The 20885-nt window shown below is 61.6% G+C and carries 20 protein-coding genes and 1 pseudogene; 11 read left to right on the forward strand and 10 right to left on the reverse strand.

Translation table 11 applies throughout. The features are described from left to right. Positions 1–239 precede the first annotated feature (239 nt). Positions 240–2078 carry a dihydroxy-acid dehydratase gene (gene ilvD / locus FHT79_RS21280; protein ID WP_063473380.1) on the forward strand — a complete coding sequence of 613 codons (1839 nt, stop codon included), beginning with the start codon at positions 240–242 and terminating at the stop codon, positions 2076–2078. A 58-nt stretch (positions 2079–2136) separates the two neighbouring features. On the opposite strand, the gene FHT79_RS21285 is transcribed toward ilvD, so the two are convergent. Beyond that, complete coding sequence (locus tag FHT79_RS21285) at positions 2137–2490, reverse strand: hypothetical protein (protein ID WP_097596332.1); 354 nt, start codon at positions 2488–2490, stop codon at positions 2137–2139. A gap of 23 nt (positions 2491–2513) precedes the next feature. Continuing rightward, the gene (locus FHT79_RS21290; RefSeq protein ID WP_097596331.1) at positions 2514–2894 is read right to left on the reverse strand and encodes a YkvA family protein; all 381 of its coding nucleotides are present in this window, start codon (positions 2892–2894) and stop codon (positions 2514–2516) included. Between the two features lie 256 nt (positions 2895–3150). On the opposite strand from FHT79_RS21290, the gene FHT79_RS21295 reads away from it, so the two are divergent. Continuing rightward, positions 3151–4554, forward strand: coding sequence for a DegQ family serine endoprotease (locus FHT79_RS21295; RefSeq protein WP_097596330.1), 1404 nt, complete (start codon positions 3151–3153; stop codon positions 4552–4554). Then, positions 4551–5867 carry a replication-associated recombination protein A gene (locus tag FHT79_RS21300; RefSeq protein ID WP_097596329.1) on the forward strand — a complete coding sequence of 439 codons (1317 nt, stop codon included), beginning with the start codon at positions 4551–4553 and terminating at the stop codon, positions 5865–5867. The genes FHT79_RS21295 and FHT79_RS21300 overlap by 4 nt, the downstream gene beginning before the upstream one ends. Before the next feature lie 33 nt (positions 5868–5900). Here FHT79_RS21300 and FHT79_RS21305 read toward each other — a convergent pair whose 3' ends face one another. The 4 genes from FHT79_RS21305 to FHT79_RS21320 all read right to left on the reverse strand — a co-directional run bounded on the left by FHT79_RS21305 (position 5901) and on the right by FHT79_RS21320 (position 7654). Then, complete coding sequence (locus FHT79_RS21305; protein ID WP_183904053.1) at positions 5901–6575, reverse strand: VIT1/CCC1 transporter family protein; 675 nt, start codon at positions 6573–6575, stop codon at positions 5901–5903. A 254-nt stretch (positions 6576–6829) separates the two neighbouring features. After that, complete coding sequence (locus FHT79_RS21310; RefSeq protein WP_047619875.1) at positions 6830–7141, reverse strand: DUF1883 domain-containing protein; 312 nt, start codon at positions 7139–7141, stop codon at positions 6830–6832. 114 nt (positions 7142–7255) lie between these two features. Then, positions 7256–7486, reverse strand: a complete 231-nt coding sequence (locus FHT79_RS32205) for a hypothetical protein (RefSeq protein WP_097596328.1) — start codon at positions 7484–7486, stop codon at positions 7256–7258. Positions 7487–7495: 9 nt separating this feature from the next. Continuing rightward, positions 7496–7654, reverse strand: coding sequence for a hypothetical protein (locus tag FHT79_RS21320; RefSeq protein ID WP_155295777.1), 159 nt, complete (start codon positions 7652–7654; stop codon positions 7496–7498). Positions 7655–7839: 185 nt separating this feature from the next. Between FHT79_RS21320 and FHT79_RS21325 the strand changes: the two genes are divergently transcribed. Then, positions 7840–8787, forward strand: a complete 948-nt coding sequence (locus FHT79_RS21325) for an alpha/beta fold hydrolase (protein WP_097596327.1) — start codon at positions 7840–7842, stop codon at positions 8785–8787. Between the two features lie 44 nt (positions 8788–8831). On the opposite strand, the gene FHT79_RS21330 is transcribed toward FHT79_RS21325, so the two are convergent. Then, a complete protein-coding gene (locus FHT79_RS21330; protein ID WP_183904042.1) occupies positions 8832–9836 on the reverse strand; it encodes a 2-dehydropantoate 2-reductase in 1005 nt (334 codons plus the stop codon). Between the two features lie 155 nt (positions 9837–9991). Beyond that, positions 9992–10843 carry an oxidoreductase gene (locus FHT79_RS21335; RefSeq protein ID WP_183904043.1) on the reverse strand — a complete coding sequence of 284 codons (852 nt, stop codon included), beginning with the start codon at positions 10841–10843 and terminating at the stop codon, positions 9992–9994. Between the two features lie 125 nt (positions 10844–10968). Between FHT79_RS21335 and FHT79_RS21340 the strand changes: the two genes are divergently transcribed. After that, positions 10969–11856, forward strand: coding sequence for a LysR family transcriptional regulator (locus tag FHT79_RS21340; protein ID WP_183904044.1), 888 nt, complete (start codon positions 10969–10971; stop codon positions 11854–11856). Positions 11857–12026: 170 nt separating this feature from the next. After that, positions 12027–12992 (forward strand): alpha/beta hydrolase, encoded by a 966-nt coding sequence (locus FHT79_RS21345; RefSeq protein WP_245435158.1) that lies wholly within the window; start codon positions 12027–12029, stop codon positions 12990–12992. 49 nt (positions 12993–13041) lie between these two features. Here the strand turns inward: FHT79_RS21345 and FHT79_RS21350 are convergent, their stop codons facing one another. Together FHT79_RS21350 and FHT79_RS21355 are read right to left on the reverse strand one after the other, a co-directional pair. Then, positions 13042–13665, reverse strand: a complete 624-nt coding sequence (locus FHT79_RS21350) for a peroxidase (RefSeq protein ID WP_183904045.1) — start codon at positions 13663–13665, stop codon at positions 13042–13044. Between the two features lie 63 nt (positions 13666–13728). Then, on the reverse strand, positions 13729–15261 hold the full coding sequence (locus FHT79_RS21355) for a PAS-domain containing protein (RefSeq protein WP_183904054.1): 1533 nt from the start codon (positions 15259–15261) through the stop codon (positions 13729–13731). A 329-nt stretch (positions 15262–15590) separates the two neighbouring features. On the opposite strand from FHT79_RS21355, the gene FHT79_RS21360 reads away from it, so the two are divergent. The 5 genes and pseudogenes from FHT79_RS21360 to FHT79_RS21380 form a co-directional block, all read left to right on the forward strand. Further along, positions 15591–16640: a LacI family DNA-binding transcriptional regulator gene (locus tag FHT79_RS21360; protein ID WP_183904046.1), complete on the forward strand. Its 1050-nt coding sequence runs from the start codon at positions 15591–15593 to the stop codon at positions 16638–16640. Between the two features lie 5 nt (positions 16641–16645). Beyond that, positions 16646–18259: an acyl CoA:acetate/3-ketoacid CoA transferase gene (locus tag FHT79_RS21365; RefSeq protein WP_183904047.1), complete on the forward strand. Its 1614-nt coding sequence runs from the start codon at positions 16646–16648 to the stop codon at positions 18257–18259. Further along, entirely contained in the window at positions 18252–19031 is a 780-nt protein-coding gene (locus FHT79_RS21370; protein ID WP_183904048.1) for an enoyl-CoA hydratase/isomerase family protein, read from the forward strand. The genes FHT79_RS21365 and FHT79_RS21370 overlap by 8 nt, the downstream gene beginning before the upstream one ends. Further along, positions 19031–20551, forward strand: coding sequence for an aldehyde dehydrogenase family protein (locus tag FHT79_RS21375; protein WP_183904049.1), 1521 nt, complete (start codon positions 19031–19033; stop codon positions 20549–20551). The genes FHT79_RS21370 and FHT79_RS21375 overlap by 1 nt, the downstream gene beginning before the upstream one ends. Positions 20552–20637: 86 nt before the next feature. Next, positions 20638–20885: pseudogene (locus FHT79_RS21380) on the forward strand (sugar ABC transporter substrate-binding protein); the annotation flags it as partial.

Genomic DNA, 20885 nt, shown 5'->3' on the forward strand with positions numbered 1-20885 from the left:
AAGCCAATTTTTTGTGTTCGGCCGTGATGGAATAGGCTGTAACGAAACATCGCGCCGAACCGTATATGATCGATGGGCTCGTGGCGCTTTGCCGATGGCGTACCGGATTTGAGCTTCCCGGTAGTGACAGCCCCCGTCGATTGGATTAGGACAATTCCAAAAAGCAGCGTTTGCCCGGCCTGCAGGCTCCATGCCGCCCCGCTTCGCCTGATAATTCCGCCACGTTGAGGAAGACACCGATGCCAGCTTACCGTTCCAGAACCACGACCCATGGCCGCAACATGGCGGGCGCCCGCGGCCTTTGGCGCGCCACGGGCATGAAGGATTCGGATTTCGGCAAGCCGATCATCGCGGTGGTGAATTCCTTCACCCAGTTCGTGCCCGGCCACGTACACCTGAAGGACCTCGGCCAGCTGGTCGCCCGCGAGATCGAAGCGGCCGGTGGTGTCGCCAAGGAATTCAACACGATCGCCGTCGATGACGGCATCGCCATGGGCCATGACGGCATGCTCTATTCGCTGCCCTCGCGTGAGCTCATCGCCGACAGCGTCGAATATATGGTCAATGCCCATTGCGCCGACGCCATGGTCTGTATCTCCAACTGCGACAAGATCACTCCCGGCATGCTGATGGCGTCGCTGCGCCTCAACATTCCCACAGTCTTCGTCTCCGGCGGTCCGATGGAAGCCGGCAAGGTCGTGCTGCACGGCAAGACGCATGCGCTCGACCTCGTCGATGCCATGGTTGCCGCGGCCGACGACAAGATCAGCGACGAAGACGTCCAGACCATCGAACGCTCGGCCTGTCCGACCTGCGGCTCCTGCTCCGGCATGTTCACCGCCAATTCGATGAACTGCCTGACGGAAGCGCTCGGCCTGTCGTTGCCCGGCAACGGCTCGACGCTCGCCACCCACGCCGACCGCAAGCGGCTCTTCGTCGAGGCCGGCCATCTGATCGTCGATCTCGCCCGCCGCTATTACGAGCAGGACGACGTCAAGGCGCTGCCGCGCACCATCGCTTCCAAGCAGGCTTTCGAGAATGCCATGGCGCTCGACATCGCCATGGGCGGCTCGACCAATACGGTCCTGCACATCCTTGCCGCCGCCCATGAAGGCGAGGTCGATTTCACCATGACCGATATCGACGCGCTGTCGCGCCGCGTGCCGTGCCTGTCGAAGGTCGCGCCCGCCAAGAGCGATGTGCACATGGAAGACGTCCACCGCGCCGGCGGCATCATGTCGATCCTCGGCGAGCTCGACAAGGGCGGTCTCTTGAACCGCGATTGCCCGACCGTCCATGCCGAGACGCTGGGCGACGCGATCGATCGCTGGGATATCACCCGCACCAATAGCGAGACTGTCCGCAAATTCTATCGCGCCGCTCCGGGCGGCATCCCGACCCAGGTCGCCTTCAGCCAGGAGGCCCGCTGGGACGAGCTCGACACCGATCGCCAGAACGGCGTCATCCGTTCGGTCGAACATCCCTTCTCGAAAGATGGTGGCCTCGCCGTGCTCAAGGGCAACCTTGCGATCGACGGCTGCATCGTCAAGACGGCCGGCGTCGATGAATCGATCCTGAAATTCTCCGGCCCCGCCCGCGTCTTCGAAAGCCAGGATGCCTCCGTCAAGGCGATCCTTTCCAACGAGGTCAAATCCGGCGACGTCGTCGTCATCCGCTATGAAGGCCCGAAGGGCGGCCCCGGCATGCAGGAAATGCTCTATCCGACGAGCTATCTGAAGTCGAAGGGCCTCGGCAAGGCCTGCGCCCTCATCACCGACGGCCGCTTCTCCGGCGGCACCTCCGGCCTGTCGATCGGCCATGTCTCACCGGAAGCGGCCAATGGCGGCATCATCGGCCTGGTGCGTGAAGGCGACATGATCGACATCGACATCCCCAACCGTACGATCAGCCTGCGCGTCAGCGAAACCGAACTTGCCGCCCGCCGCGCCGATCAGGACGCCAAGGGTTGGTATCCGGTCGAAGTCCGCAAGCGCAACGTCACGACCGCGTTGAAGGCCTACGCCGCCTTCGCAACGAGCGCCGATCGCGGCGCCGTGCGCGATCTGAACGCCCGTTGAGGCAACTCAACCGACGACCTGCCGATTAAAAGTCAGCGGCTCTACCAACCGGTCGCTTTCAAAGCGGCCGGTTGATGTTTTTATAGGTCTCGCCGAGTTGCTTCAGCCGCTCGTCATAAGCAGCCTTGATGCAGGTCGCATCCGCCCCGCATTCCTGCCGTTTCTTCAGCCAGGCCGTCTGTTCGTCCTGCAGCGTGCCGCGCGAGCCCATCGCCAGCAGGCCGGAGAGCAGCTCGAAGGTCGTCACCATCTTCACGTCGGCATCGTTGAGCGCGCGGTTGTCGCAGATCGCCTTTTCATCCGGCTTCAATTCTCTCGCGTCGCAATCGAAACTGGCCGCCTGTGCCACGGGCGATGCGAGGAGCAGGATCGCAAAGCCGAAGGCTGCCGTCATCATTCTTGTCATCATCATGCATATGTTCCCGTTGGTGCCGTTCAGGCGAGCCTGCTGAGTGCCAGAGCCAGGAAGATGATGCAGGCGAGCCAGACGGCAAGGATGAAGATCATTCCGAGACGACTGGAAGGGCGCTCGATGCGCTTTGCCGCCTCCGTGCGAAGCTCGATCATCACCTCCACCGGCACGAGCCGGATAGCCAGCATGATGCCGAGCGGCACGATCAGGAGATCGTCGAGATAGCCGAGCACGGGAATGAAATCGGGGATGAGATCGATCGGCGACAGCGCGTAGGCGGCAACGGTGCCGGCCACCGCTTTGGCATGCCAGGGCACGCGTGGATCGCGAGCGGCAAACCAAAGGGCCACGATGTCACGCTTCAGTGACTTCGCCCAGAGTTTGGCTTTCGATATCAGTTGCATGGCCAATCTTCCTGAATCAAATTCACAATGACTTCAACCGGTTTCCGAGGCGTCCTCTCGCCTTATTCTTCCATGCTTCCGCCCTCTTTCCTTTCTAGCGTCGGGCCGCAGAACAGGACAATTTTAGGCCGGTCGGCCTAAAATCTGAATCCTGTTCGCAATTAAATAGTTAGAGCATGATGTCGTCCGAAAACCGCTCACATTTTTCGGCATCATGCTCTAATACGTTCCTCAAGAGGATTCAAAAGGGATACCCATGCAAGGCCTGTTCAAGCGCGCGTCCGTCTCGCTCTTCGCTCTCATGCTCATTCTGCCGGCCGCGGCCCATGCGCAGACTGCAAAGACCGTCCCAGAGAGCCAGATGCAGATGCAGCTCTCCTTCGCGCCGCTCGTCAAACAAACGTCAGGCGCCGTCGTCAATGTCTATGCGGAGAAGATCGTCCAGCGGCAGTCGCCCTTTGCCGGCGATCCTTTCTTCGAGCAGTTTTTCGGCCAGCAGATGCCGAACCGTTCGGAAAAGCAGTCCTCGCTGGGCTCCGGCGTCATCGTCGAGGCGAACGGCACTGTCGTCACCAACAATCACGTCGTCGAAGGCGCCGACGACATCAAGATCGCGCTGTCGGATGGCCGCGAATTCCCTTGCAAGGTGGTGCTGCGCGACGACCGCGTCGATCTTGCCGTCCTGAAGATCGATACCAAGGAAAGCTTCCCGACATTGCCGATCGGCAATTCCGATTCGGTCGAGGTCGGCGATCTCGTGCTGGCGATCGGCAATCCCTTCGGCGTCGGCCAGACGGTGACGAGCGGTATCGTCTCGGCACTGGCCCGCAACCAGGTGGTCAGGAACGAGTTCGGCTTCTTCATCCAGACCGATGCCTCGATCAATCCCGGCAATTCCGGCGGCGCCTTGATGAACATGAAGGGCGAGCTGATCGGCATCAACACGGCGATCTTCTCCCGCGGCGGCGGCTCGAACGGTATCGGCTTCGCCATCCCCGCCAATCTCGTCAAGGTCTTCCTCGCCTCGGCCGATGCCGGCGTCAAATCCTTCGAGCGGCCCTATGTCGGCGCCAGTTTCGATGCCGTGACTTCTGAGGTGGCTGAAGCGCTCGGGCTGAACAAGGCCCGCGGCGCGCTCGTCGTCAAGGTCTCGGAAGGTGGACCGGCGGCCAAGGCCGGGCTGAAGGCCGGGGAAATCGTCACCGCCGTCGACGGCATTTCCGTCGAACATCCGGATGCGCTGCTCTACCGGCTGACGACGGCCGGTCTGGGCAAATCGGTCAAGCTCACCGTCGTCGAGAACGGCCGCGAGGAGCAGCTGCCGCTGTCGCTCGACCGCGCCCCGGAGACCTCGCCGCGCGACCAGCGCACGATCGGCGGCCACACGCCGTTTACCGGCGCCGTCGTCGAGAACCTGTCGCCGCGGGTTGCCGACGAGTTGCGCATGCCGCCGGAATCGGCAGGCGTCGTCGTCTCCGAGGTGAAAGAGGATTCGCCTGCCGCGCGTTTGGGCTTCGAGCCGAAGGATATCATCGTCTCGATCAACGGCACGGATGTGAAGTCGACCAGCGAACTGTCCGAGATCGCCGATAGCGACCCCGGCCTCTGGCGTGTGGAAATCGAGCGCGACGGCCAGCGCATCCGGCAGTTTTTCCGATGAGCAACGATCTCTTCGCGCCGCGTGTTCCGGAGGAGGTCGCCGCCAGGCGGCCGCTTGCCGACCGGCTGCGGCCGAAGACGCTTGCCGATGTCACCGGTCAGGAACACCTGACCGGTGAGGATGGCGTGCTGAAAAGAATGATCGAAAGCGGCTCGCTCGGCTCGATGATCTTTTGGGGGCCGCCAGGCACCGGCAAGACGACGGTGGCGCGGCTGCTTTCGGGCGAGGCCGGGCTGGCCTTCGAGCAGATATCGGCGATCTTTTCCGGCGTCGCCGATCTGAAGAAGGTGTTCGAGACAGCCCGCCTGCGGCGCATGGACGGCCGTCAGACGCTGCTCTTCGTCGATGAGATCCATCGTTTCAATCGTGCCCAGCAGGACAGTTTCCTGCCGGTCATGGAGGACGGCACCGTCATCCTCGTCGGCGCCACCACCGAGAACCCGTCCTTCGAGCTCAACGCCGCTCTCTTGTCGCGGGCCCGTGTCCTCACCTTCAAGTCGCATGACGAGGAGAGCCTGGAGGAACTGCTGAAGCGCGCCGAGGCGATCGAGCAGAAGCCGCTGCCGCTGACCGAGGAGGCGCGCTTCAGCCTGATCCGCATGGCCGACGGCGACGGCCGGGCGGTGCTGACGCTCGCCGAAGAGGTCTGGCGCGCCGCGCGCGAGGGCGAGAGCTTCGATACCGAGGGCCTGACGCGCATCGTCCAGCGCCGTGCCCCAGTCTACGACAAGGCGCAGGACGGGCACTACAATCTGATCTCGGCGCTGCATAAATCCGTGCGCGGCTCGGATCCCGATGCAGCGCTCTATTATCTCGCCCGCATGTTCGATGCCGGCGAAGACCCGCTCTATCTCGGCCGGCGGCTGGTGCGCATGGCGGTGGAGGATATCGGTCTTGCCGATCCGCAGGCGCTGGTGATCTGCAATGCCGCCAAGGATGCCTACGACTATCTCGGCTCGCCGGAAGGCGAACTGGCGCTGGCGCAAGCCTGCATCTATCTCGCCACCGCGCCGAAATCGAATGCCGTCTACACCGCCTTCAAGGCGGCCGGCCAGGCGGCAAAGCAGAACGGTTCGCTGCTGCCACCCAAGCATATCCTCAATGCGCCGACCAAGCTGATGAAGGGAGAAGGTTACGGCGAGGGCTATCGTTACGATCACGACGAGCCGGATGCCTTTTCCGGCCAAGATTATTTCCCGGAGAAGATGGGCCGCCAGACCTTCTACGATCCGCCGGAGCGCGGTTTCGAGCGCGACATCCGCAAGCGGCTGGAATGGTGGGCGAAACTTCGCAAGGAGCGCAATCCGCGCTGACGGGTTTATGCCTGTTGGGTTGGCGAAGGGGGCTCACCCGCCAAGAGCGATCGCTATTGCAACCAGAAGCAACCCGAGAGAAGTCATCGTCATCCCTGCGCGAAAAGGCCTGCCTCCCGAAAATCTCGCCCACGCATAGCCCGTCACAAACAGCAGCATGATGAGAAACAGGTTGCTGACTCTCAGAGCTAGGTGCGCGCTGTCGATGAGAAGGAAAGGGGTCACTGCCGGAATGGAGGTGATCGAGACCAGAAAGAAGACCGCAATGGCGGCACAGAGATCACCTTTCGATAGGGACACCTTCACAGGATCGGCCCGAGATGCAAGCGTCAGGAGTGATCGATAGAGCGTGTCCGCGTCCGCGGCCTTTGCAGAAAACGGTGCTTCTTCGATCGGGAATTCTGTCGCGAGCATCTCAAGCGCCGCAGCTTCGCTTCTGGCGGCTTTAATTTGCCGAAAAAGGCGCAGCCGTCTGCTTTTGTAAAACGTCGTACCCAGAATGAACAACACGGCATCAATGATCCCCCAAGCGACGTTGCATCCGATTGTTGCGACGATCAACTCGTGGACATCCAACCCTTCATCCTCAAAAACGAGCCTTGAACCTACCGTAAATGTCAGCGCCATGATCAATCCGAAAAGGACTTCACCGAGCGCATCGCCGGGATCGATGATATGGGTGATACGACCGATCGGGCTCGAAGTCATGGACTGCCCCCAGGTGATGAAGATCATGGCCCGCTGTTCCTCACGCTCTAGCAGAGCATGAATGAGGAGCCGACTTGCAACTGGCGGCGCGGGGCAAGCCTCGCGACCACAGAACTGTGACCGACGTCGCGGTCTGATTCATTGATCGCAATCAACGATCGGCAGGATTGGGCGTCTCGTGATCACGGTTTTTCGACAGAGCAGCTTCAGCGCTTGCTTTTGCGCGTCCGAAAGATGCGTGGGTGCTGTAAAATTCAGGAGGGCCGCGGCGTCTTCTGATTTGCGGGCGCCGCGATCACCTTGACGGCGGATTCCGCAAGCCCGTGATGGCCCTCCATGTCGACGACGACATGCCAGTGGCCGCTTTCCGGCACGGCGATCCTGATCGGCGATTTGCGCGCCACGCCACCGATATATTTGAAATCGAGAACCTCGGTGAACCGCTGAAAATTCGGTGACGTCATCAGCCGGACATTGTTCACCGCATTCAACGACACCTCGACGATCGTTCCGGCCCGTTGTTCCTTGATATCGTAATGGGTAAAGCGGAAATTCGGTTTCGGCATTGGTCTCGTGACATCTGAAGTCTCTGCGCCAGTATTTTAGCAACATGCCAGTTAAGGAAAGGTTGGAATTGGTCTCTTCGTTCTCCCGCCGGGAAAACGGCAGGAGAACGCGATTTAATGGATATGCGCCGCGCCGCGTGCAAAGGGCATAAATTCGAGCACGATCCCCGCAGCCGCCCTGTGGATATCGGCCAAGCGGCAGTTGCATTCCGAGGCGGCAAAGTGGAGGGCGGCCGCCTCATTGATGAAGCGCCCGCCGACCAGGCCCTCGCGATCGTGGACTATCCAGCGGCCGCTTCTGTCGGGGCCGACAGTGAAGCGTGAAGAAGAGGAGGCCGTTTTCATAAGCCAGCCTCAGAGCCAGCCGAAAATGACGTAGAGCTCGACACAGGCAAGCACCACGCCGAAGACGATGAACGCCTGGGCGGTGCGCCTCTCGCGCATCTGCCGGCTGCCGCGCGTGATCCTGTAGGGGCGAAGAGGCCGGAAACCGGAGGACATGAGATTTCGCATGGCTTTTTGACCTTTGCAGTGATGGCGAAAGGCTACTGCCGCTTGCGATAGAAAATCCATTCGGAGAGAGGGGCGAAAATATAGAAATGGCATAAAGGCCGATGGCAGAAATTTCGAAGTGCGGTGTCGGAAACGCATGATCGCCGCAGTCCTTGCGATATCGAAGCAAACATGGGAGCAAGGACATGTCGAAGATGACGCTGATTTCGATGATCGCAACGGCTGCCGCATTCCTGGCCGCACCCGATATGTCAGGTGCTGAAAGTGGAAGGCCTGTCATCGAGGACAATAAGGCCGTAGCGCCGATGGTCAGGAAGGGAAGCGTGCCGGTCAACGGCATCGATTATTACTACGAGATCCGCGGGGAGGGCGAACCGTTGCTGCTCCTTCACGGCGGCCTCGGGCAGATCGAGATGTTCGCGCCGGTCATGCCCATCTTCACCGACCACCGCCAGGTGATCGCCGTCGACCTGCAGGGCCATGGCCGCACGCCGCTCGGCAAACGGCCGATCGAGCTTCCGGCGATCGGCGCCGATCTCGCGATCCTGGTGAAGCAGCTCGGTTACGACAAACTCGACGTCTTCGGTTATTCCTTTGGCGGCGGGGTGGCGCTGAACATGGCGGCGAAAGCGCCCGACCAGGTGCGCCGGCTGGTGATACTCTCTGCACCCTATGCGCAGAACGGCTTCTTCCCGGAGATGCTGCCGCAGCAGGCGGCCGTCGGCGCCGGCATGGCCGAGATGATGAAGGACACGCCGATGTTCCTCTCCTACAAGGCGGTGGCGCCTGACGTTTCCGAATTTCCGAAGCTGCTCGACGCCATGGGCGCGCTGATGCGTGAACCCGCCGACTACAGCGATGCGGTCGCGAAGCTCACCATGCCGGTCATGCTGATCTATGGCGATGCCGACATGATCCGCCCCGAGCATATGGTCGACTTCTATCACAAGCTCGGCGGCGGTCTGCGCGATGCGGGCTGGATGCGGGAAAACATGTCGAAGAACCGGCTGGCGATCCTGCCCGATCTCACCCATTACGAGACCTTCGCCTCTCCCCTCATGGCGAATATGGCAATGACCTTCCTCGATGGCGTCGGCAAGGCGCCGAATTGGGCCGAGCAGGTCGTAAAGTAAGTCAAGGCGGCCGGGTTTCTCCCGGCCTTTCTTTTTCTCCGCAGTCAGCGGCCGCGCTGGTTTTCCCGATCCAATTGCGTCACCAGCGCCAGGATCGTTTCCGAGACTGGGGTCGGAACGGCACTCAGGCGTCCGAGCGCCACCACCATGCCGACCAGCGGCGTGATTTCGAGCGCCTTGCCGCCGATCAGATCCTGCAGCATCGATGTGCGCACGGCGCCGATATGGCGCGATTGTTCGAGCCGCTGCTCGACGGTCATGCTGAAACGCGCGCCCAAGGCCTCGCCGACGGCGCGGACCTCGTTCATCACTTTACCGACTGTGGTCGAAAGTGCCGGATCCGCCATGATGTCGGTCATCAGCGCCCTGGTCAGCGCGCTGATCGGGTTGAAGGCGGTATTGCCCATCAACTTGCTCCAGATCTCGTCACGGATAACAGCCGTCGTCGTGATGTTGAGGGCGGCGTCGGTTAGCACCGCGGCGATCGCCTTGAGATCGGGCGACATCTCGCCTGAGGGCTCGCCGAGCACGAAGCGGCCGTTGTTGGCAAGCTGGATCTCGCCGGGATTGATGACCTCTGCCCCTTGATAAGCGACGCAGCCGATCACCCGTTCCGGCCCGATCAGTCGCCAAAGCCTGCCGCCGGGATCGAGCTCGTCGAACTGCAGCTCGGTATGCCGGCTCTGGATATCGCGGTGAAAATACCACCACGGAATGCCGTTGAGGATCATGACGACGCGGGTACCTTCCTTGAGGAGGCCTGCAATACCTTCGGCAGCGGGTGCCAGCTGATGCCCCTTGAGGCCGGTGATGACGAGATCCTGCGGCGGCAATGTCCTGGGATCGTCGGTTGCGGTGAGGCGGACATTGAGCGGCCTTTCCGCACCGGCTTCGCGCAGGCTGAGACCATTGTCGCGGATGGCGTCGAGATGGGCTCCACGCACGACGACGGAGATGATGGCGTCGTTTTCGGCGTGGCTTGCAAGCTTGACGGCGATAGCGCCGCCGAGCGCCCCGGCGCCATAGATGCAGATGGACTTGATGGACATGCTCGCCTCTTCATGGTGGTGATCGAACCTAGATCTAGGCCATTCCATACGCGAGGCGAACGCTAATTTGCCGCATGCTGCACTTTCCTGCACTCACGGCGCGCAGCCGCCGCATCCCGGAGATCCGGGAAGCAGCGGCTGCCCCACCTTGGTCTTCAGGCCGAGCCCGTTGCCTCGCTTGGAAAATCCGTGGACAAAGCGAGCTGGCGCCAGGCGGCAAGTTCCTTTTCGACGCTGGCGTGCTGATCCTCGATGACGGCCACCGTATCGCTGCCGAACGGCATGCGCAGCGGCGGATTGGGCGAATTGGCGAGCGTCATGATGCCGGCGGCAAGCTTGGCGGGATCGCCGGGCTGGGTATGGTTGGCATCAACAGCGAAACTGCGCATGTTGCCGGCCGGCGTGCCTTCGTAATCGGCGATGGAGGCCGGGCTGACCGCCAGCGACGTGTCGGCGAGGAAGTCGGTGCGGAAGAAGCCAGGCTCGACGATCGTCACTTTGATGCCGAAAGGTTCGAGTTCGGCGGCCATCGATTCGGACAAGCCTTCGACGGCGAACTTTGTCGAGCCGTAGACGCCCCAGCCGGGATAGCCGAAATAACCGCCAATTGAGGAAAAGTTCAGGATGTGGCCGGAGCGCTGGCGGCGCATATGGGGCAGCACCGCGCGCGTCACCTTCAACAGACCGAAGACGTTGGTGGCATAGAGCCTCTCGATCTCTTCGGCCGTGGCTTCCTCGACAGCGCCAAGCAGGCCGTAGCCGGCATTGTTGGCGAGAATATCGATGCGGCCGAAGCGGGCGATGCCGGCAGCCGCAGCCTCTTTCGCCTGCGCCTCGCTGGTGACGTCGAGGGCGACGGCAAGCAGGTTCGGGTGGTCGCCCAACTGCTCGGTCACGGTCTTCGGGTTGCGGGCGGTGGCGATGACGGCATCGCCTGATGCGAGGGCTTCTTTGGTCATCAGCGCGCCGAAGCCGCGGGATGCACCAGTGATGAACCAGACTTTCATGACGAATTCCTTTCGAACTATTCGGTTGGCGGTGGCATCTCTGTGCCGACGAGGTGAATTTGACTGAAAATTCGTTGCTGTATAAGATTTGTTATTCTTGAAACTATGATGAGCTTTATTCAGTAATGCGCGCCACCGAACTCTCCGAACTCGCGGCTTTCGCCGCCGTCGCGCGGCACAAGAGCTTTCGCAAGGCAGGCGAGGAGCGGGGCGTCACTGCGTCCGCGGTCAGCCATGCCGTGCTCAATCTCGAAGACCGGATCGGCATCCGCCTGCTCAACCGCACGACGCGCAGCGTCTCGCTGACGGAGGCCGGCGAACTGTTGATCTCGCATCTTGACCCGGCCTTCGGCGAGATGGCGGCGGCGCTCGATGCGCTGAACCGCTACCGAGACACGCCCTTCGGCAAGGTGCGGATCAACGTGCCGAATTCGATCGGCCCCTTCGTCATCGGCCTCATCATCGGTCCGCTGTTGACAAAGAACCCCAATTTGCAGCTGGAGATCAACGCGACCGATAGGTTGGTCGATATTGTCGAGGAGGGTTTTGATGCTGGCATCCGCTTCGGCGAGCGCGTCACCGAGGGCATGATCGCGCTGCGCATCAAGCCGCGCATCCGTCTGGTCGTCGTCGGTTCGCCCGCCTATTTCGAGACCCGGCCGAAACCGGCGACGCCGCATGAGCTCAAGCGCCATCTCTGCATCCAGAACATGTTTCCATCAGGTGCGCGCTATGCCTGGGAGTTCGAGAAGGATGGCCAGACCGTGAGCTTTCAGCCGACCGGGCCGCTGTCGCTCGACGATCACGAGCTGATGATGCAGGCAGCACTTAGCGGTGTTGGCCTTGCCTATATCTGGGAGCCGCGCGTGGAGAAGGCGATCGCCGGCGGCGAACTGATCCAGGTGCTGGACGACTGGTGCCAGCCGGAGGAACCGCTCTATCTCTACTATCCGAGCCGCCGCCATATGTCGGCGGGTTTCAGGGCTGTTATCGACGCGATAAGAGCGGAGTAAAAAAGGTCGGGATTGGCATCCGTCACCCTTTTGACTCCCATGGGCGAACTGGCCAATGATGCTGCCGTGACCCGCATCATCGGGAGAGGTTGATGAACGATCGGATTTTGTCTGCCGGTAATCGAAGGCTCGCAAGGCGGCTCGGATGTCTGTTGCCTGCGCTTACTGCGATGGCGTTGCTGGCATCCGGCGTGTCTGCGCAGGACATTGGGCCGCAAAGCCAGGCCTCGCGTGAGCAGGTCGAAAAACTCGTCGGCCTTTGGAAGAAACACTTTGCCGGCGCCGACAGCCTGCAGCAGCGGCGGACGGCCTTCAGAACGCTGATGGAGACGACGCCGGGACCGACGCGCATCCAGGTCCGGCAGGTCGATGCCGACGGCGTCGATGCCGAACTGATGTGGCCCGCCCGACTTCATCACCCGATCGGCCAAAGGGTGATCCTCTATATCCATGGCGGCGGCTTTTCCAGCGGCTCCATCCGCACGCACAGCCTGCTTGCCGGCTCGCTCGCCAAGGCCGCATCGAGCGACGTTCTTCTCGTCGATTATCGGCTGATGCCGGAATATGGCTATCCCGCGCAGATCAACGACGCGCTGACCGCCTACCGCTGGCTTCTCGACAACGGCTATCGGAGCGAGAACATCATCGTCGCCGGAGACGGCGCCGGCGGCAATATTGCGATCGAGACAGTGCTGCGGCAGATGCAGGTCGCAAAGCCGTTGCCGGCGGCTGTGATTGCGCTCAGCCCCATTACCGATCTTGCCGCGACGGGCGGATCGATGACATCGAATGCCGAAAGCGATCCGCTGGTCGGCAAGGACTGGATCGAGACCTTGCGCAAGACCTATCTCCGCACCCGGTCTCCGACCGATCCTCAGGCCTCGCCGCTCTATGCCGACATGACTGGCTTTCCGCCGCTGCTGCTGCAGGTCGGCTCCGGCGAAGTCCTGCTGGACGATACGTTGCGGCTCGCCGACAAGGCGCGCCAGGCGGGAGTGGACGTAACCACCGAGGTCTGGCCGGGCATGCCGCATCAATGGCAGCTGTTTCCCTCGCTGCTCGACGATGCCGACCGATCGAGCCAGAACATCGCCGAATTTGCGATCCGGCATTTTGCGGACAAACCACAGGAGTAGGGCCGCAGGGGAATAGGGGGCGCAGGAGCAGGCGCCCTCGGTCATCGCATCATGGCGATGTGCCACGAGACGGTGAGGGCGCCAGAGGCCGCTCCACCTCCCGGCCGACGCTGAGTGTCTTTCGCACATTCGGCTCCAGCCGCTCGATATAGGCGTGGTCGGGTGCAGCGCCCAGCGCATCCAGCATTTTCGAGAAGAAACACCGGGCCGCGGCCGCAGCCGTGACGTCGAAGACATCGGCATCGCTCAGGCCGTGTTTTTTCAGCCCGTCTATATCCTGCTGGGTGACCGACGTCGCATCGCGCGCCACTTTGGCGGCAAAGGCCATGATCGCGCGTTCGCCGGCATCGATCGGCGCCTTCTCCGTCTCGTTGACAACTGCCGTGAGCCCGTCGCTGGTGAAACCCTCGCGCAGCAGCACCGAGCCGTGCGCCAGCATGCAATAGGAGGATTTCAGCTCCTTGGCTGCCGCCAGCGTCACCAGTTCATAGCGCCTGAGGCTCATATGGCTGCGAATGCTCGAAAGCAGCGCCGCCCAGCTCTCCATCACCTCCGGCCGGTGGCCGAAGGCCCGGTACATGTTCGGCAGATATCCATAATTCGCCTCGGCCGACGCATACATCGACGTCGTCTTCTCGCTGGCGGATGCATTGGGGGTGTGAATGAAAGCCATGGCGTGATCCTCCTCTATTGCGAGAAGGATAGGGTAGATATGGCGGACTGCAATCCTGAAACGTCAGGCCGCGTCATTGGTCGCGGAAGCGTTACCGCTTCTCTTGATGGGAAGGGTTACGGTGAATGTCGACCCGCATCCTTTTGCGCTTCGAACCTCTATCAAGCCATCGTGCAACTCGACGATCTGCTTCACCAGGTTGAGGCCGATACCCGTTCCGGCAATCCCGGTCGACGTGCGGGCACGAAAATAGCGCTGGAACAGCCGGGGCACGTCTTCCGGATCGATCCCCACGCCGTCATCGCTGACCGAGACTTTGACGTTTCCTGTCTCGGCCCATGCCGTGACGCGAATTTCGGAGGTTCCAGGCGCGTATTTGACGGCATTGGAAAGCAGGTTGGTAAAGACCTGTGCCAAAGTGCGGGGATCGCCATCGATGAACTCGGGAAGCCCATCTATGTCCAAAACAAAGCTGTGCGTCTTTGCGATCGTCGACTGCCGCTCGCAGCAGGTTCTTATCAATGATCTCAATGCGCAAGCGGTGTAGCTGATATCGATCTTGCCGGTATCGAGGCGTCCGGCTGACAGGATGCTCTCCATGAGATCGACAATCCGGTTCACCGATGCGCGGATCTGATCGACCTTGTCGCTGAGAAATTCGGGTTCGACCGCCCCTCGTTTACGCAGCAGCCGCTGGGCAGCGGCGTCGATGATGGCAAGCGGGGTCCTGAATTCATGGGATGCCATCGCCACGAACTGCCGCTGCAATTCGTTGATGTTCCGCTCCTGCGCGAGCATGCGCTCGAGTTCCCGCGCCTGCCGCTCGACTTCCGCCGTGCGGCTCTTCACCGTCGCTTCGAGCTGATCGTGATGCCGGCGCAGCTCTTCGGCAAGGCGCACGGTCTTGGTGACGTCTTCATGGGTGGCGACGTATCCACCGTTTTGCATCGGATTGTGGGTGATCTTGATAACCCGCCCATCGGTGAGCACGATGTTCTGGCTGGCTACCGCACCGCGGGCCGTCGCTTCGAAAACGACATCAAAATAGGTAGCGGTATCGGCCGGGCCATTTCCCTCCCGGCTGCGATAGGCCAGGATATCCACGAGTGGCGTCCCCGGTTGCGTCAGCAGGTCGGGCAGATTGTACATCCGCGCGTAGGAGGGGTTGCACAATATCAGGTTCTTGGCGGAATCGAACATGCACAGCCCATGCGGCATGTTGCTGAGGGCTGCGTCGAACCGGCGATGTTGTTCGGCCAGGCTGTCTTCGACGCGAATGAGCGTCGAGATGTCTTCATAGCTGAGGATCCAGCCTCCATCCTTCGATGGCGCGCAGGTCAATGAGATCATCCGTCCGTCGGAAAGTGCAAACTGCGACGTATACGGTTTGCCGATCGCCGATCGCCGGGATGCCACCGCTCGGCAGTCGGCGCCCAACAATCCGTCGATAGCCATTCCCTTGCGGATGGCGCCTTCCGGGAGACCGAGAATATCAAGAGTGCGGGAATTGAACGCCGTTACCGCACTGGCAGTATCGAGCAGGACAATGCCCTGAGGCAGGCTCTCCAGAATAGATTCAAACGAGTGTGGCATCATCCGGCCCTGCTTCAGATCTGGCGCGTTGCACGTCTGCGTAGCATTGGTCAGAAACGATAAGGTTTCGCTAATGGCGGTCACGGGAATTCCTCGACGGAAACCAGGGGGACACGGCTCTCTGGCATTCTTCCGAAAAATGCCGACGGCGGTCTCTCAGTCGGAGCTCAAATTTAGATCGTTCCAATTTTTCTGGGAAGGTTATACCATCCCAAGAAAATGAAATCCGTCAAAAATAGCCGTATGAATGGGAGTATCGTAGATTTCTCTTGACAGAATTGGAACGTTCCAAATATTTAATGATCAGTTGACGTTGGCGTCGGGGAGAGGAAATGACAAAGGCGCGGGTAACCGTCATCGATATCGCGAAGGCCGCCGGCGTCTCGAAATCGACGGTTTCGCTGGTGCTTCAGGGCTCCTCTCTGGTCAATGAGGGAACGCGGTCCAAGGTCAATTCGGTGATGCGTGAGTTGGGCTACGTCTACAATCGCGGGGCTGCCAATCTTCGCCAGGCCGGCGCCAAATCGCGGATCGTCGGGGTTGTCGTGAACGATCTGACGAACAGTTTCTTTGCGGAACTGGCAGTCGGTGTCGATATGGTCGTTCAGTCGGCCGGATTCGTGCAGTTCCTGTCGAACACCAGTGAGAGCATCGACAGGCAGCGCGAGGTCGTCGCATCGATGCGGGAACATGGCATTTCCGGGCTCATCGTGTCGCCGGCGCGCGCCACCGATGCCGCAGACTTCAAGCCGCTCGTCGCGGCAGGGATTCCGGTGGTGGTCGTCGTGCGAAACCTGCCCGGCGCTAAAGTCTCGTCGATCGTCTCCGACAACCAGGCCGGCATGATGTCGGCGGTCAAGCATTTGGCGGGGCTCGGTCACAAGCGCATCGCTTTTCTCGGCGGTTTTCCCGACACCGCCGTCTTCGACGACCGCCTTGCCGGTTACCGAAACGGCCTAGCGGCAGCCGGGCTCGACTATCACGAAGAGCTTGTCATCGCGTCTGCGCCGTCGCGCGCCGGCGGGGTGGAGGCGATCGGAAAAGCGCTCGTTCTTGCCGGCAAACCGACGGCGGCCGTCTGCTTCAACGATGCCGTCGCCTTCGGTGTCTGCGACGGATTGCGCGCGCGCCGTCTGGAGCCGGGCTCTGACTTCGCAGTCGTGGGTTTCGACGACGTCATAGAGGCTCAGGCGGCGGTTCCGGCGCTGACGACGGTCTCGGTCGATCCGCAAGGCATTGGGCGCCGCGGCGCGCAGATGCTTCTCAAGCAGATCAACGCGGGCAAGGCCGAGGCGGAGACGGTGACGACAGCCGTTCGGCTGGTCGTTCGCGAGAGCTGCGGGGCCGGCATGGGCGTCAAAATCAAACAGGACTCTGTCTAATGCCAATGAGCAAGCATCTCACCCCGGCCGAAGCGGCCGCGCTGATCCCGGATGGCGCCGTTGTAACGGTGTCGTCTTCAAGCGGTCTCGGCTGCCCGGACCTCATGCTGAAGGCGATCGGCGAACGTTTCGATGCGACCGGCCATCCCAAGGACATTACCACCCTTCATCCGATCGCCGCCGGCGACATGAGCGGCATCAAGGGCGTCGACTACATTGCCAAAAAGGGCCTGCTCAAACGCATTATCGGTGGTTCCTATCCCTCAGGTCCGTCGTCATCCGAGCCGCCGCTGATCTGGCAGATGATCACCAATAACGAGATCCCGGCCTACAATATTCCCTCCGGCATCCTCTTCGATATCCATCGCGAAGCCGCCGCCAAGCGGCCAGGCGTCCTGACCAAGATCGGCATCGATACATTCGTCGATCCGGACCGGCAGGGTTGCGCGATGAACGGCCTGGCGTCGGAACATCCGGTGGTCAAGCGTGTCAGCTTCGAGGGCGACGACTGGCTGTTTTTTCCTGCGATCGTCCCCGAGGTCGCTATCATCCGCGCCACCACGGCCGACGAGCGCGGCAACCTCACCTACGAACATGAAGGCGCCTATCTCGGCGGTCTCGATCAGGCGCTGGCCGCCCGCAACAACGGCGGCATCGTCATCGCCCAGGTCAAGCGGATCACCAAGGAAGGCTCGCTAAAGCCGCATGACGTCCGCGTGCCCGGAATGCTGGTCGATTATGTGGTTGTCGATCCGGAGCAGAAGCAGACGACGCAGACGGGGTACGATCCGGCGATTTCGGGGGAGATCTTCCGCCCGCTCGATAGTTTCAGCGTCCCGGAGTTCAATGTTCAGAAAGTCATCGCGCGGCGTGTCGCGCTGGAACTTCAGGCGGGAAGCTGCGTCAATCTCGGCTTCGGCATCTCGGCCAACGTGCCGCGAATTCTGCTGGAGGAGGGGCTCCACGGCGCAGTTACCTGGGTCATCGAGCAGGGTGCCGTCGGCGGCGTGCCGCTGCTCGACTTTGCCTTTGGCTGCGCCTCCAACGCCGACGCCTACATGCCGTCCCCCTATCAGTTCACCTATTTCCAGGGCGCAGGCTTCGATGCCTCGCTGCTGTCCTTCCTCGAGATCGGCAAAGACGGTTCGGTCAACGTCTCCAAACTCTCCTTCCGGCCGCATGTGACGGCCGGCGCCGGCGGCTTCGTCGACATCACCGCGCGGGCGAAGAAGATCGTCTTCTCCGGCATGTTCAACGCCGGAGCGAAGCTTTCGATCGCCGATGGCGCCCTTCTGATCGAGAGGGAAGGCAAGCTGAAAAAACTCGTGAACGAAGTCGAACACGTCACCTTCAGCGGCAGGCGCGCGATCGAGCAGGGACAGGATATCACCTATGTCACCGAGCGGTGCGTGATGAAGCTGACGCCCGATGGCATCGTCCTCACCGAGATTGCCCCTGGCGTCGATCTCCAGTCCCACATCCTCGATCAGTCGGAGTTTCCATTGATCGTCGCGCCTGATCTGAAGGTCATGGACGCGGCGCTCTTCGCGGAGGCAGCGATCGGCCTGTCGCTTCCAGAAAAAAAGGCACGCACGCTGGAGGGCAGCTTCCATGGCTAGCGGATCCGTCAGAATTGACGTCAACGGACATGTTGCGACGCTGACGATTTCTCGTCCGGAGAAGCTGAACGCGCTCGACCTGGACATGCTGAAAGCGCTGGCGGATGCGGCTGACGAGGCGGAGGCGAACGCCAATGTGCGCGTTGCCATTCTCACGGGTGAAGGAAAGGGCTTTTCCGCCGGAGGCGATATCAAGGCCTGGGGCGGAATGTTGCCTCAGGAGTTCGGTCATCTCTGGGTTCGCCACGGCCACCGTATTTTCGAAAGACTGGCGACACTCAGGGTGCCGTTGGTCGCGGCTCTGAACGGCCACGCTCTCGGAGGAGGGCTTGAGCTTGCGGGCGTCGCGGACATTCGCCTCGCCGAGCAGCACATCAAGATCGGCCTGCCAGAGACCGGCCTTGGCATGGTGCCGGGCTGGTCCGGGACGCAGCGTCTTGTGCGCCGGTTCGGGGCGCAGGCCGTCCGGCGTATGGCCCTTGGTGGTGAGATATTCACCGCCGAGGAGGCACGCCTTCTCGGGATCGTGGACGCGGTTGTTCCCACAGGAAACGCGCTGGCCGCTGCCAAGGAATATGCGCAGCGGATTGCTGCAAGGGGGCCGGCTGCGACCGAGATCGCGAAGTTGATGATCGCATCGGCGAACGGCGAAGACAACGGAACCGCGGTCGAAGCCCTGGGCTCGATCCTCGCTGCGAAGACCGGTGATCTGAAGGAGGGCGTCGCATCGTTTAGCGAGAAGCGCCCGGCAACGTTCAAGGGAGAATGGTAATGACGGTCCTCGTCAACCCCACGGCACTGAGCAACCACAGAACGCGTGATTTCAAGATGCTCATCGACGGCAAATGGGAGGCAGGTTCCTCCGGTCCGATCGAGCGTGTCGCGCCAAGCCATGGTGTCGTGGTCAGCCGCTTCCCGACGGGCAGCAGCACGGATGCCGAGCGGGCGATCGCCGCGGCACGCAGGGCCTTCGACCTTGGGCCGTGGCCGCGGATGACCGCTTCCGAACGTTCCGCCATCCTGCTCAAGGCCGCCGATCTGATTGCGACGCGTGCGGAGGAGCTGGCATTTCTCGATGCGATCGAGGCGGGAAAGCCGATCACGCAGGTGCGGGGAGAAATTGCCGGATCCGTTGACATATGGCGCTACGCGGCAGCGCTCGCACGTGACCTCCACGGCGAAAGCTACAACACGCTCGGCGATGGCACATTGGGGGTCGTGCTGCGCGAAGCGATCGGCGTGGTGTCGATCATCACGCCCTGGAACTTCCCGTTCCTGATCGTCGGCCAGAAGCTGCCGTTTGCCTTGGCCGCCGGCTGCACCACCGTCGTCAAGCCTTCGGAACTGACCTCGGGATCGACGCTCGTGCTGGGAGAAATCCTGCAGCAGGCCGGCATTCCCGATGGTGTCGTCAATATTGTCACCGGCCGGGGACCTGAGGTCGGCGCGGTCATGACGTCGCATCCTGACGTCGATATGGTGTCCTTCACCGGCTCGACCGGCGTCGGCAAGCTGACCATGGCGAATGCCGCCCAGACGCTGAAGAAGGTTTCGCTGGAGCTGGGTGGGAAGAACCCGCAGATCGTATTCCCGGATGCCGATCTTGATGCCTTCATCGATGCCGCGGTCTTCGGCGCATATTTCAATGCCGGCGAGTGCTGCAATGCCGGCTCACGGCTGATCCTTCATAAATCAATCGCTGCCGATGTCGTCAGGCGGATTGCCGAATTGTCGAAGGCGGTGAAGGTCGGCGATCCCCTCGACCCTTCGACGCAGGTCGGCGCCATCATCACGCCGCAGCATCTGGAGAAGATATCGGGATATGTCGCCGGCGCCAGAAGCAGCGGCGCCCGCGTCGCTTATGGCGGCGAGACGCTCGATCTCGGCATGGGGCAGTTCATGTCGCCGACGATCCTCGAAGAGGTCACCCCTGATATGGCCGTGGCGCGTGAGGAAGTCTTCGGGCCGGTCCTGTCGGTCCTGACATTCGAGACATCAGCCGAGGCCATCAGGATCGCCAATTCCATCGACTACGGCCTGTCGGCCGGTGTCTGGAGCCGCGATTTCGACACCTGCCTGACGATCGGGCGGTCGGTGCGGGCGGGCACGATCTGGATGAACACCTTCATGGACGGCGCCTCGGAGCTTCCCTTTGGCGGTTACAAGCAAAGCGGCCTCGGCCGCGAGCTCGGCCGTCATGCGGTCGAAGACTACACGGAGACCAAGACGCTGAACATGCATATCGGCAAACGCACCAATTGGTGGATGCCGCAGACGGAAAAGCCGGCCTAGCCGGCGGCCGAACTACGCTCGAGGAGGGCGGGTGATTGGTGCGGGAATGGTCCCGCATCTTCAAACTGAAGATTGGGAGGTTTTCGATGAACAAGTTTTTGACCACGACCGCAATGGTCGCATTGGCTCTGGCCGGCGCTCATGTGTCCGCTCGCGCTGCCGACGTGAAGGAAGTGCAGATGTTGCACTGGTGGACGTCGGGCGGCGAGGCAGCGGCGCTGAACGTTCTGAAGCAGGACCTGTCGAAGGAAGGTTTTGCCTGGAAGGATGTTCCGGTGGCCGGCGGTGGCGGTGACGCGGCGATGACGGCGCTGAAGGCGATGGTGGCGGCCGG

The organism is Rhizobium sp. BK212, assembly GCF_014197475.1.
GTDB classification, from domain to species: domain Bacteria; phylum Pseudomonadota; class Alphaproteobacteria; order Rhizobiales; family Rhizobiaceae; genus Rhizobium; species Rhizobium anhuiense.

What these genes read in the sequence shown, in the direction of transcription:
- FHT79_RS32205 (WP_097596328.1), bottom strand. Translation starts at nt 7,486, where the DNA reads ATGAAAACGGCCTCCTCTTCTTCACGCTTCACTGTCGGCCCCGACAGA.
- ilvD (WP_063473380.1), top strand. Translation starts at nt 240, where the DNA reads ATGCCAGCTTACCGTTCCAGAACCACGACCCATGGCCGCAACATGGCG.
- FHT79_RS21360 (WP_183904046.1), top strand. Translation starts at nt 15,591, where the DNA reads ATGACAAAGGCGCGGGTAACCGTCATCGATATCGCGAAGGCCGCCGGC.
- FHT79_RS21340 (WP_183904044.1), top strand. Translation starts at nt 10,969, where the DNA reads ATGCGCGCCACCGAACTCTCCGAACTCGCGGCTTTCGCCGCCGTCGCG.
- FHT79_RS21345 (WP_245435158.1), top strand. Translation starts at nt 12,027, where the DNA reads ATGGCGTTGCTGGCATCCGGCGTGTCTGCGCAGGACATTGGGCCGCAA.
- FHT79_RS21335 (WP_183904043.1), bottom strand. Translation starts at nt 10,843, where the DNA reads ATGAAAGTCTGGTTCATCACTGGTGCATCCCGCGGCTTCGGCGCGCTG.
- FHT79_RS21305 (WP_183904053.1), bottom strand. Translation starts at nt 6,575, where the DNA reads ATGACTTCGAGCCCGATCGGTCGTATCACCCATATCATCGATCCCGGC.
- FHT79_RS21370 (WP_183904048.1), top strand. Translation starts at nt 18,252, where the DNA reads ATGGCTAGCGGATCCGTCAGAATTGACGTCAACGGACATGTTGCGACG.
- FHT79_RS21320 (WP_155295777.1), bottom strand. Translation starts at nt 7,654, where the DNA reads ATGCGAAATCTCATGTCCTCCGGTTTCCGGCCTCTTCGCCCCTACAGG.
- FHT79_RS21285 (WP_097596332.1), bottom strand. Translation starts at nt 2,490, where the DNA reads ATGATGATGACAAGAATGATGACGGCAGCCTTCGGCTTTGCGATCCTG.
- FHT79_RS21375 (WP_183904049.1), top strand. Translation starts at nt 19,031, where the DNA reads ATGACGGTCCTCGTCAACCCCACGGCACTGAGCAACCACAGAACGCGT.
- FHT79_RS21350 (WP_183904045.1), bottom strand. Translation starts at nt 13,665, where the DNA reads ATGGCTTTCATTCACACCCCCAATGCATCCGCCAGCGAGAAGACGACG.
- FHT79_RS21290 (WP_097596331.1), bottom strand. Translation starts at nt 2,894, where the DNA reads ATGCAACTGATATCGAAAGCCAAACTCTGGGCGAAGTCACTGAAGCGT.
- FHT79_RS21300 (WP_097596329.1), top strand. Translation starts at nt 4,551, where the DNA reads ATGAGCAACGATCTCTTCGCGCCGCGTGTTCCGGAGGAGGTCGCCGCC.
- FHT79_RS21330 (WP_183904042.1), bottom strand. Translation starts at nt 9,836, where the DNA reads ATGTCCATCAAGTCCATCTGCATCTATGGCGCCGGGGCGCTCGGCGGC.
- FHT79_RS21355 (WP_183904054.1), bottom strand. Translation starts at nt 15,261, where the DNA reads ATGATGCCACACTCGTTTGAATCTATTCTGGAGAGCCTGCCTCAGGGC.
- FHT79_RS21325 (WP_097596327.1), top strand. Translation starts at nt 7,840, where the DNA reads ATGTCGAAGATGACGCTGATTTCGATGATCGCAACGGCTGCCGCATTC.
- FHT79_RS21310 (WP_047619875.1), bottom strand. Translation starts at nt 7,141, where the DNA reads ATGCCGAAACCGAATTTCCGCTTTACCCATTACGATATCAAGGAACAA.
- FHT79_RS21365 (WP_183904047.1), top strand. Translation starts at nt 16,646, where the DNA reads ATGAGCAAGCATCTCACCCCGGCCGAAGCGGCCGCGCTGATCCCGGAT.
- FHT79_RS21295 (WP_097596330.1), top strand. Translation starts at nt 3,151, where the DNA reads ATGCAAGGCCTGTTCAAGCGCGCGTCCGTCTCGCTCTTCGCTCTCATG.